This is a genomic window from Motilimonas cestriensis (assembly GCF_021295315.1).
Lineage (GTDB): Bacteria > Pseudomonadota > Gammaproteobacteria > Enterobacterales > CBDFNC01 > Motilimonas > Motilimonas cestriensis.
In genome coordinates this window covers 133767-145215 of record NZ_JAIMJA010000006.1, presented here as the reverse complement: position 1 = coordinate 145215, position 11449 = coordinate 133767, and the positions used below count along the sequence as shown (strand labels likewise).

8 protein-coding genes are annotated in these 11449 nt (G+C 44.5%); 2 read left to right on the top strand and 6 right to left on the bottom strand.

Going from position 1 to position 11449, the window contains the following annotated elements; genetic code table 11:
- Nucleotides 1–260: 260 nt before the first annotated feature.
- From K6Y31_RS07785 to K6Y31_RS07760, 6 genes are all read right to left on the bottom strand, one after another.
- Nucleotides 261–3599, bottom strand: coding sequence for a glycosyl hydrolase family 18 protein (locus K6Y31_RS07785; RefSeq protein ID WP_233052235.1), 3339 nt, complete (start codon nt 3597–3599; stop codon nt 261–263).
- Between the two features lie 374 nt (nt 3600–3973).
- Nucleotides 3974–5611, bottom strand: a complete 1638-nt coding sequence (groL, locus tag K6Y31_RS07780) for a chaperonin GroEL (protein WP_232799781.1) — start codon at nt 5609–5611, stop codon at nt 3974–3976.
- 59 nt (nt 5612–5670) lie between these two features.
- Nucleotides 5671–5964 (bottom strand): co-chaperone GroES, encoded by a 294-nt coding sequence (locus K6Y31_RS07775; protein ID WP_232799782.1) that lies wholly within the window; start codon nt 5962–5964, stop codon nt 5671–5673.
- A 229-nt stretch (nt 5965–6193) separates the two neighbouring features.
- The gene (locus K6Y31_RS07770; protein ID WP_232799783.1) at nt 6194–6427 is read right to left on the bottom strand and encodes a DUF1107 domain-containing protein; all 234 of its coding nucleotides are present in this window, start codon (nt 6425–6427) and stop codon (nt 6194–6196) included.
- A gap of 434 nt (nt 6428–6861) precedes the next feature.
- Entirely contained in the window at nt 6862–7380 is a 519-nt protein-coding gene (locus K6Y31_RS07765) for an FxsA family protein (protein WP_233052234.1), read from the bottom strand.
- A gap of 392 nt (nt 7381–7772) precedes the next feature.
- Entirely contained in the window at nt 7773–9074 is a 1302-nt protein-coding gene (locus K6Y31_RS07760; RefSeq protein ID WP_233052233.1) for an anaerobic C4-dicarboxylate transporter, read from the bottom strand.
- Between the two features lie 173 nt (nt 9075–9247).
- On the opposite strand from K6Y31_RS07760, the gene cutA reads away from it, so the two are divergent.
- Both cutA and K6Y31_RS07750 read left to right on the top strand, forming a co-directional pair.
- A complete protein-coding gene (cutA, locus tag K6Y31_RS07755) occupies nt 9248–9568 on the top strand; it encodes a divalent-cation tolerance protein CutA (RefSeq protein ID WP_233052232.1) in 321 nt (106 codons plus the stop codon).
- A gap of 79 nt (nt 9569–9647) precedes the next feature.
- Nucleotides 9648–11441 (top strand): protein-disulfide reductase DsbD, encoded by a 1794-nt coding sequence (locus K6Y31_RS07750; protein WP_233052231.1) that lies wholly within the window; start codon nt 9648–9650, stop codon nt 11439–11441.
- The last annotated feature ends 8 nt before the right edge of the window (nt 11442–11449 follow it).

Here is an 11449-nt window from a genome sequence, read left to right as displayed (position 1 = left end):
ATATACGTTCAAAAATTGATTTGGAGAAATGGAATTAAACAAAACGTGATCAAATCCCACTTATTTCAGTCGAAATTGTTACACCGCAAGCCCTAGTTGATAATTAATTTACTTTTAAAAACACTTTTTGAAGCCGATTTCACTAACCTTCTGCCTTTTAACCACAGAAAAGATATGGCTATAGCTTTTTAATCGCTTTTAAAAGAGAGCTCACGCCGCTTTAAATCAAGCGACGTGAACCCATGGTTATAGTACATTCATTATTTTAACGTACACACCTTAGTCCATGACGAATCACTGGCAGAAGGCTCAGTATTAGCTTGCCCCCAACTTGGTACCCAAATCGCGCCGTTATGAACCATTTTTTCGCCTTTGGCGTTATAAGGTTTCCAGCCATCTTGATGCACAAAATCAGGATAAACACTTAAACCTTCTGGACGACAAAGATCCGCTAATGGTAAGTCAGGATGCTCTTGGGCAAGGGCATACTCCACACCATCAATTTTCACTGTGTAATTAACCGGCCCTGTTATCGGTAGGTTATAAGTGAATTTGATTTTGCCCGTTGCACCATCTGCAATCGCTTGGTACTTAGGTACGCTAAAGCTAATGCGATGGAAATCTCCTTTCAGACCGCCGATATTGTCACCATCATGACCCGACACAATACTAACCGTACTAGCATTACCTGCAACCGCATTAGCCGGAGCCGATGTTGGATAATCAAATGAAATTTCAACGAGGTCATCAATGGCCACACCCGCGTTATTTTCAATGATAAGATCTGTCGTAATCGGGTAATCAGCACGCTGTTTATCCAGTGTTACCTTCAGATCTACTGCCTGCGCAGGAATACTACCTTCAATGGTTTTGTTTCCGTATGGCGTAGCAGACTTGAACTCTTCGTAAATGGTCTCAGTCATGGTATTACCCATGTGATATTCACCATTACCTGAAGCACATGCCGCTTCCGACTTATCGGCTACTGTGGTGCGTTTGCCTTGTGCATCATAGGGGTAACATGAGTAATCGCCTGCTAGCTCCCAGAACATGATGCCACCGATACCTTGATCTTTGACGTAGTCGGCTTTAGTTAAGATTGACGCTTTATCTTCCATTGATAGGAACGTTTGCGTGCTTGGGTTCCATAGCCAAGGTGCTACGGCCTGATTATCGTAATAATATTCATACTGACCGACAATTTTTTCATATTCAGCTTTATCGCCTTTATAGTCTGGCGAGTTAGCGTAAGTTTCTAAGTATGATCCCAGCATATTGTTTTGCAGGTTTTTAGCATGCCACATTGGGTTAGAGCCTGCTGGTACTTCTTGGTTTTTCTCCAAGTCGTGCCATAAATTGTCTAAGCCTTTTGCACCCGCACCACATTTACCATGGGTACCCGCAGGACAATTACTGCCTTTCGATTTACCCCATAGGCCCGCTTCGCCACCTGATACTTTTTCCCAACCTCGGGTGTAATAGGGAACACCTATATTGATACGCCCTGCTGGCATGCCGCCGCGATAGTAATGCGCCGCCCAATCGGTATTTAAGTAACCCAGTTTGCCGTATTGCTGCGCCGCGTATACTTGCGCTAACTCACCGTCTTTACCGGTATCGTAAAGCGCAGCATTGTGGCCTACATACTCATTCCACGCGCCGTGTAAGTCATACGACATGATGTTGATGTAATCTAAATATGCGTTAGCCTCATAACGCTCCATACCACGTAGCAACCAACCTGAAGCCGGTGCCGCAACCGTTAATAGATAATGCTGGCCATCTTGGGCCGACGCTTTATCTAACTCTTCACGCATCACTTTCATTAGCTCAACATAGGAGGCCATGAGATGAGGACGTAGCTTGTCTGAAATCCAAAAATCGCCAGGGTGGCCCGCGCCTTTCATCGCAGAGGCATATTCGTAGTCGATATCGATACCGTCTATCTTGTGTTTACGAATAAAGTCAACCGAGGATTTGGCAAACTTGGCGATACCAGCATGGTTGATTGAGCCGTCCATATTAGTGGTTAGTTTATAGAACCCACCGGTTTGCTCGCGACCATCAGGGCCATTAATGCCACCGGTTTCGGCCCAGCCACCAACAGAGATCAGCACTTTTACATCATGTTGCATTTTGCGTTCCACTAAACGCGCTAGCTGATCTTGTTGCGCTTGACCTAAGCCCACGCCTTGATCTTTACCCACATGGGCAAAGGCATAGTTAATGTGGGTTAAGTTTTCCCAAGGAATATCATCAACCAAGTAGTCTTGATCAACATTTCCTTTATTACGCCAGCTGGTGAAATAACCAATCACGCGACGAGGATGATCTGCGCCCATTTTTTCACGGCCTTGATCATCGTAAACACTACAATATGGCACTTTTACACCCGGTGTTTGGTATAAACCATCTGGGCGGCAATCATTGCCCACCACGCCATCGTTCAGTGTTAAAAAGGCGCTTTGCTGCTTGCTTAGCCCCTTCATATCAGTTGCCACCACGGTGACTTTCGCGCTTTTAGTCGCTACAAAATCAAAGGTATACTTGCCACTGTCGAAATCTGAAACCGTGTCAGCCGTGAATCGAGCAATCGTTACGCCATCAATTAAAAATTCAACTTTTTCTAAGCCATCATCGCTGTCGCTAGCAGTGGCATTGATGGTAACCGTGTCGCCCGGCTGAGCTTGCGTGGTGCTTAAGCTCATTGATACTTGTGGCGCTAAGTTAACAGCCTCTTTACCATTAACCGTCAAGCCTTGCTCAACCAAGGCGCCCTTGTCATCTTCCGCTTTTACTAGGATGCTGTTGACGCCGTTAGCGATCTCGAAATTGGCTAAGTAAGTCACCTTGTTACTCGTACCATTATCTGGCGCAGGCACCAGATCCACGCTGACGCCATTAACCACCACTTGCACGTTGGCAATGCTGCCATCGCTATCTTGCGCAACCACTTGCAGTGCAACCAATTCACCTATCAATAGCTCAGCGCCATCGGTCACACCCGATAGCGACAGTGTTGGTTTGAGGTTATCAACGGGCTCGGCATCCACCACTATCTGTTGGATAGCGGTTTGACTCATTGCCCCTTTATCGTCATAAGCAATCGCGCTTAGCTCATGTGGGCCGACCACTGTATTCCAGTTGACTTGGTAAGGCGCGCTGGCCGCCGAGCCAATCAGGCTACCGTTAATAAAGAAGTCCACTTTACTTATCTGACCATCTTCATCGTTTGCGGTTGCACTAAAGCGAGCAGATTGACCTGCGGTAAGCTTGCCAACGTTGATTAAAGCCACCGTTGGAATGATATTTACAGTAGTATTATCACCACACTCGCCCTTGAATTGCCAATTAGCCCAAGGCGATGCATCTACGGCAGGTTTATCCCAACTGCCGGCATACCACTTGTTTTCAAAAACAGATCCTTGGTCTTGAACTAATGTTCCTTTTGCTGCGTATACAGCCGATGAATCCCAGGTTTGAATGTCGCTACAATCATAGTTAGCGGCTTGAGCATTGAATGCCAGCAGGCAAGCTGAAGTGAGGGTACTAAGCGCAAAAGCGCCCTTGGCCAAAGAGGCCTTGGTTGAATGTCTCATACGTTTATCCTTAAACGAGCGTTAGATTGTGATGCAACTTTGACTAAGTTGCGCACAGCATAAACGATATATGAAACAAATTTCATAAAATAGATCACATTCCTAAAACTGTGTAAAAAAACCACACTTGATAAGGGATATTTAATCAGTCAAAAGTAGTAACAAACCTCATAATTGATTAGAAAAAGCTCATAAAATTTGGAGGTGCATTGTTTTATGGGAGGGAAGTTATTACGCAACTTATTCGCGGTTTAAAAACCGCTCCCACAAAAAAACCGTTCCTACTAAAATCTGAGGCTAAAAAAAATGGCCAGCAAATGCTGACCATTTTACTTTGTAAGCTATTAAATCAATAGCTTACTGCTAAAGGCTTATCACATCATGCCGCCCATTCCACCCATACCGCCCATATCAGGCATTGCAGGAGCGTCTTTTTGTGGCTTATCAGTGATCATCGCTTCAGTGGTGATCATTAGACCCGCAACAGACGATGCAAACTGAATGGCACTACGTGTTACTTTAGTTGGGTCAAGAATACCCATGGCAATCATATCGCCGTATTCTTCTGTTGCCGCGTTGTAACCGTAGCTACCTTCACCCGCGCGAACGTTGTTAGCAACCACTGACGCTTCTTCACCCGCATTCGTTACGATTTGACGCAGTGGCGCTTCCATCGCACGCAGTGCTACGCGAATACCAACATTTTGGTCTTCGTTGTCGCCAGTTAAATCAGCAAGTTTTGCAGCAACGCGTACTAGTGCAACACCACCACCCGCAACTACACCTTCTTCAACGGCAGCGCGAGTTGCATGTAATGCATCTTCAACGCGTGCTTTTTTCTCTTTCATTTCAACTTCAGTTGCAGCGCCAACTTTGATTACCGCTACACCGCCAGCTAGTTTAGCTACACGCTCTTGCAGTTTTTCTTTATCGTAGTCAGAAGAAGACTCTTCAATTTGGCCACGAATTTGCGCTACGCGCCCTTCAATTTGTGCTTGCTCACCAATACCATCAATGATGGTTGTTTCATCTTTGTTGATGATGATGCGTTTCGCTTGACCAAGATCTTCAAGTTGTACTTTTTCAAGATCTAAACCCACTTCTTCAGAAATCACAGTACCTGCAGTTAGGATAGCAATGTCTTGTAGCATGGCTTTACGACGGTCACCAAAACCAGGCGCTTTAACTGCAGCTACTTTAACGATGCCGCGCATGTTGTTCACAACTAATGTCGCTAGTGCTTCGCCTTCAACATCTTCAGCGATGATAAGCAGTGGTTTACCTGCTTTCGCTACACCTTCAAGGGTTGGTAGCAATTCACGGATGTTAGAGATTTTCTTATCAACCAATAGAATGTATGGGCTTTCTAGTTCAACCGTACCCGCTTCTTGGTTGTTGATGAAGTAAGGAGATAGGTAACCGCGGTCAAACTGCATACCTTCTACTACGTCTAATTCGTTTTGTAGGCCTTGACCTTCTTCAACGGTGATAACGCCTTCTTTACCTACTTTGCCCATGGCTTCAGCAATGATGTCGCCTACTGCACTGTCAGAGTTAGCAGAAATCGTACCTACTTGTGCAATAGCATTCGCGTCGGCACAAGGTACAGATAAAGCTTTCAGCTCTTCAACCGCAGCGATGACTGCTTTGTCGATACCACGCTTAAGGTCCATTGGGTTCATACCCGCAGCAACAGCTTTTAGACCTTCGGTGATAATTGATTGTGCCAGTACGGTTGCAGTTGTTGTACCGTCACCCGCTGCATCATTGGCTTGAGAAGCAACTTCTTTCACCATTTGCGCGCCCATGTTCTCGAACTTATCTTCTAGTTCGATTTCTTTTGCTACCGATACACCATCTTTGGTGATGGTTGGAGCGCCAAAGCTTTTGTCTAGTACGACATTACGACCTTTAGGACCTAACGTTACTTTTACTGCGTCAGCTAAAATATTTACACCCGCTAACATTTTTTCGCGAGCGTCACTACCAAACAATACGTCTTTTGCAGCCATTGTTGTTTCCTTAAATTCTTTAAATAATTGAGAAAGTTAAATTACATTCAATGCGTTAATTAAGCTTCAACCACGGCAAGGATGTCACCTTCGCTCATGATCAATACTTCTTCGCCGTTTAGTTTTTCTGTTTTAACGCCGTAACCTTCACTAAAAATGATTGTGTCGCCTACTTTTACATCCAATGCTTTAACGTCGCCATTTTCTAGAATGCGGCCATTACCCACTGCGATAATCTCACCGCGAGTTGACTTGGTTGCAGCTGAGCCAGTTAAAACGATACCGCCAGCAGACTTAGATTCTTGTTCTTGACGTCTAACGATAACGCGATCGTGTAAAGGACGAATATTCATTGAAGTTCTCCTGAGAGTTTAAGTTTATGTTGTTGCTATAAAAGACCTTGAGCAAAATGCTTTTGGTCAAATCCATGCTCACTAGATGGGGTTGCTACAGATTTTCTCAAGGGGAAAGATAAAAAAAATCAGAAAATTTCTGCGTTTTTTACGCGGTTGTGGGCTTTCTTACACTCAGATACAAAAAAAGGAGCCAAATGCTCCTTTTTTACGTCGTCAAAACTGGATGCTAAGCAGCAACACTTTGCTGTATTTGCATCTCTTTGATGATGCGATTGACTTCACTCATGACTGAAAGCGCTTTTCTGTCAGCATCTTTATAGGCCACTAATTTGCCATTAACTACACGAAAGCGACCGACTCCGACAATATAGATTCGGCCATTGAAAAAGGCTTTTATATGTTTAGCGACTTGACGAGGATGGTACTTTTTAAACGTTTTTAAAGATACAGCAACATTCATTTGGAAAATCTCCCTTGATGATGCCCCTAACATTACAGTTCAAGGTAATGAAGAGGACCAAACTAGCTGATTGTTCAGCTAAATCGCAAGCTCCATGCCACCAATGCTTTATTTAGAATTAAACCTATCCATCGGTTTAATGCATACTTCAATAAGGCCCACCAAGCTGGTGAAATTAATTATTGTGTCGAGTTTTACTTAGGTTAGACGCGTTTGGTTCACCAAAGTTCATATTATTTTTTTTAGTTTCGATTTCGACGCGATGTAAAATACAGGGTTATTTTTTGCTTTTCAAGGCACGAGAGAATGAATAATAGAATAGTGTGATGGGGGGCTCTTAGCTGGAAAAGTCATCAGCAGCAGAGCTAAAACAGCACGTTTGAAGCGTGCTGTTTAGGTGAGAGAGTGTTTATTGAATGACTGAACTGAGGTCGTTATTCTTTACGCTCGTATTCACCTTCAATGGTGTTGCCGTCGTTCACTTTGTTGTCGGCTGGACCTTGTTGGTTTGGCCCTTGAGGTGGCGGTGTAAAAGGCTGGCCACCGGTGAAGCCGCCATGAAAACCAGCATGACCTCCTTGCCCACCCGCAACCATTTGCAGCTGAAACTTATTCATCGCCGCTTTGGCTAATTTGGCGCGAATATTCGGTTGTAATAACATTAAGCCGCAAAAATCGGTAACAAAACCGGGTGTCACTAATAATACCCCGGCAATCACTAACATCATGCCTTCTATCAGTTGCTGCCCTGGCATTTCACCTTGGTTCATGCGCTCTTGCACCTTAAACATGGTTTGTATGCCTTGGCTACGCACTAACGCAGAGCCGACGAATGCGGTGACGACCACTAAGCCAACGGTGGGCCAAGCACCTAAGAAGCCACCGACTTTAACGAGAATAAAAATTTCCAATAATGAGGTAGCGGTAAACAGTAAAAATAATTTCGCAAACATAATAACCTCAACCTTGAGTTCCATTTCATAAGCATAACAAGCATGCAGTAAATCACTAAACCTAAATGCCCTTATCTGGCTTAGGGTTAACAATGCTATTTCGCGATGTAAATATCGTTCCTACAAAAGCCTATATCGCCACCTGTAGGAGCTGAGCTTGCTCAGCGAACATCGCAAATTCCCTGAGCAAGCTCAGGTCCTACAAAAAAACACGAATCAACAAATTTAACATACAAGGAGCGGAATTTATTCCGCGAAAAAATGTTTTTGCGATAAAGTCTGCCTAGCTTACCTGAACTCTTACTTCGCCACAAAAGCAGCACTCGCTGTATATACCGAACCAACAACTAAGTATTTCCGATCTAGTAGTAAAACTGTTTAGCCTTCATAACTTACAAAACTAAATTAGCTACAACAAAGCCCAGTGCAACAGAAGAGGTAATCGTCACCACACCCGGAATAACAAACGGATGGTTAAAAACGGCCTTACCAATGCGGGTTGAGCCAGTGTCATCCATTTCAACGGCGGCAAGCAAAGTTGGATAAGTGGGTAACACAAACAATGCGCTCACTGCGGCAAAAGAGGCAATGGCAGCTTCAGGGCTCACCCCTAGCATCAGTGCCGATGGGATTAACGCTGCGGTTGTTGCCGCTTGAGAGTAAAGCAGCATGCTGGCAAAAAACAATACCACCGCGAGCATCCAAGGTTGCTCGGTTAGCACCACTCCAGAAATATCTTTGATATCGTTAAGGTGATTAGATACAAAGGTATCCCCTAACCATGCTACGCCCAGCACACAAATACACGCACTCATGCCCGACTTAAAGGTGGCGGCATTAAGCACTTCGGAGGTGTCAATTTTAGTGATCAGGGCAATAAGGGTGGCGGCTGTCAACATAAACACCATAATCGCTTCATTACGAGGCAAAGCCGGGTTATCTATCCAAGCCACCGTATCACTGATGGCGGTGGCGTAAGTCACTACGGCAATAATAGCGAATAAGAAAATCAGCACCGACAATTTAGCGCCAGACTTAAGCGCCCTCGCTTCTCCTCGATGCAGTGAAACCAAGCCTTTAGCTAAGCGCTCTTGGTATATTTCATCCTCTGCTAAATCTTTGCCCATAAACTGCGCCACAAATGCCCCGGTCATGCAGGCAATAAACGTGGTGGGTATACAAATGAGTAAAATTTGCAAATAGCTCACGTTGTATTTTTCTAACATGCCGCTCATTAACACGAGCGCTGCTGAGATAGGTGACGCCGTAATCGCAATTTGCGAGGCGACCACGGCAATACTTAAAGGACGCGAAGGCCTAATGCCCTGCTCCTTAGCCACTTCTGCAATCACAGGTAAAGTCGCAAAAGCGGTGTGGCCTGTTCCGGCAAACAAGGTCATCACGTAGGTCACTATGGGGGCTAAAAAAGTGACCTGTTTCGGATTTTTACGCAGTACACGCTCAGCTAACGAGACCAGATAATCTAACCCGCCCGCCACTTGCATTGCCGCTATTGCTGCGATCACCGACATGATAATAAGAATAACATCGATAGGAATGGTACCTGGCTTCATGCCAAAGCCTAAGGTCAGAATCAGTACTCCGAGACCACCAGCAAAACCAATACCTATACTACCTAGCCGAGCACCTAAAAAAATGGCGCTCAACACAATCAAGAGTTCTACTAATACCATGATCTTGTTCCTATTGAGTTTCGTTATAAATCCATACTCAATCATTAGCATGATTGGCTTAGAACTAATGCGGGTTTAATGGCGCAGCCCACACTACAAAAAATATCTATTCGTTTATATATCGAGATACCCGTATCATTGAACCTTAAGCCTAACTCAAGGAGCGTGTATTGATGCAACAAACATACATTATGGTGCTTTGCTCAGCCCCCGATAGCACGGAAGCCGATAAAATTGCAGGGGAAATATTGCGAGAAAAACTTGCGGCTTGTATTACCATGCAGCCTAATGTGTATTCCTTGTATCATTGGCAAGGTGAAATACAGCAAGATCGCGAAGTATTAATGATGATTAAAACCACGGCAGGCTTGTTTGATAAGTTGTCTGAAGCTATTAAAAGTCTGCACAGTTATGATACACCGGAAATTATCGCGCTACCTATCACGCAAGGTGAGCCGCGATACTTAAACTGGATTGATCAAGTGACACAATAACAACCAAGTTATCCAACCAAATAACTGGGCAATGTTACTCGCCCAGTGGCTTTACTTTATGCATTTTCAGGGTAGTAAAATGACACGTTTTTTGGCATTAATTTTTAGTATTTGCTTAATAAATATGGCATCGGCTGCGGGTAACTCTCCTTTTAGCCAAAGCAGTACCAATAGCAGTAGTCCTTTTAGCCAGCAGTCTGATTTTTTGCCAGTCGATCAAGCATTTCAGTTTGCCTATCAACAGCAAGACGATGAAGTGTATTTAAACTGGGCGGTTACACCTGAATATTACCTGTATCAGCATCAATTTAGTTTTAAGGCGCAAGGCGTTGAGATATTGCCCCCTACCTTGCCTGAAGGCATTGCTTATCACGATGACTACTTTGGTGATGTGGTGATTTATCGCCAAGACACAGAAATTGTTTTGAATGTGAAAAACATCGCCAACGATGCGCAAATCAGCGTGACTTATCAAGGCTGCGCCGATGCGGGTTTATGCTACCCACCTGAAACCAAAGTGATTTATCTTAGCCCGCTAGAGGGACAAGCCAATACAGCAAGCCAAAGCAACACGTCATCGGCAACAACAGGCATCGCGCAGCAAAAATTAGATCAGCAAAGCTCCAGTGGCTTAGCCGATATTCTGTCTCAGCAAAGCTTACTCATTAGTTTGGGATTATTTTTTCTCCTTGGTATTGGCCTTGCCTTTACCCCTTGTGTGTTTCCTATGTACCCGATTTTGTCCGGTATTATTGTTGGGCAAAAATCCTTAAGCACAAAACGTAGCTTTTTACTGTCGTTTACTTATGTGCAAGGCATGGCGCTAACTTACACCTTACTGGGCTTAGTGGTGGCGATGGCAGGACTGAAATACCAAGCTGCGTTGCAACATCCGGTGATCCTGATTTCATTAGCGATGCTTTTTACAATGCTCTCTTTGTCGATGTTTGGCTTGTTTAACCTGCAATTACCCAGCTTTATCAGTGAGCGCTTAAATAAGGTCAGCAATCAGCAGCAAGGTGGCAGCGTCAAAGGCGTGTTTTTAATGGGCTTGATCTCTGGCTTAGTTTGCTCGCCTTGCACCACTGCGCCTTTGTCAGGCGCTTTATTATATGTGGCAGGCACCGGCGATTTAGTACTTGGCGGCGCGGTACTTTACGCCCTTAGCCTTGGTATGGGCTTACCTTTGCTTATTTTAGGTACCTCAGGCGGTAAGTTTTTACCGAAAGCTGGGATGTGGATGGTACACATTAAAGTGGTGTTTGGTTTCTTATTATTGAGTGTTGCTGTAGTGATGTTAGAGCGCTTTATTAGCGCTACAATAAGCAGCGTGTTATTTGCTCTTCTAGGTTTAGCTTTACTGGCTTATTTAGCCCATGCAATGTGGCGCAGCGCCCATCGCTTAAAAGCGCTAGGACTGGTTTGTATTGCATTAGCTGGCGCGAGCGTCATGGGCTTAACCGCTGCGCAAATCAGCGAGCAGCAAAGTATAAAGCAAGGTTTAAAATCACGCTTTATTTATGTCACCAACTTATCTGAGTTGCAAAACCAATTGGCTATTGCCAAGCAAAATAATCAGGCGGTAATGGTCGATTTTTATGCGGATTGGTGCGTGGCTTGTAAGGACTTTGAAAAAGCGACATTCACTCATAATGGCGTGATTGAGCAGCTCGATAACGTGCTGTTGATCCAAGCCGATGTCACTAAAAACAATGCCGATGATCAAGGCATGCTCAGTGAACTAAATATTTTGGGCCTGCCCAGCATTTTGTTTTATAACCAGCAAGGTGAGCGTTTAACCCAAGCGCGTGTCACAGGCTTTATGGCTGGTGAGCAATTTTTACAGCACCTGCAACGCCATGAGATAAAATAAATGAGATC

Coding starts and splice junctions, on each gene's coding strand:
- K6Y31_RS07785 (WP_233052235.1), bottom strand. CDS start 3,599: ATGAGACATTCAACCAAGGCCTCTTTGGCCAAGGGCGCTTTTGCGCTT.
- groL (WP_232799781.1), bottom strand. CDS start 5,611: ATGGCTGCAAAAGACGTATTGTTTGGTAGTGACGCTCGCGAAAAAATG.
- K6Y31_RS07775 (WP_232799782.1), bottom strand. CDS start 5,964: ATGAATATTCGTCCTTTACACGATCGCGTTATCGTTAGACGTCAAGAA.
- K6Y31_RS07770 (WP_232799783.1), bottom strand. CDS start 6,427: ATGAATGTTGCTGTATCTTTAAAAACGTTTAAAAAGTACCATCCTCGT.
- K6Y31_RS07765 (WP_233052234.1), bottom strand. CDS start 7,380: ATGTTTGCGAAATTATTTTTACTGTTTACCGCTACCTCATTATTGGAA.
- K6Y31_RS07760 (WP_233052233.1), bottom strand. CDS start 9,074: ATGGTATTAGTAGAACTCTTGATTGTGTTGAGCGCCATTTTTTTAGGT.
- cutA (WP_233052232.1), top strand. CDS start 9,248: ATGCAACAAACATACATTATGGTGCTTTGCTCAGCCCCCGATAGCACG.
- K6Y31_RS07750 (WP_233052231.1), top strand. CDS start 9,648: ATGACACGTTTTTTGGCATTAATTTTTAGTATTTGCTTAATAAATATG.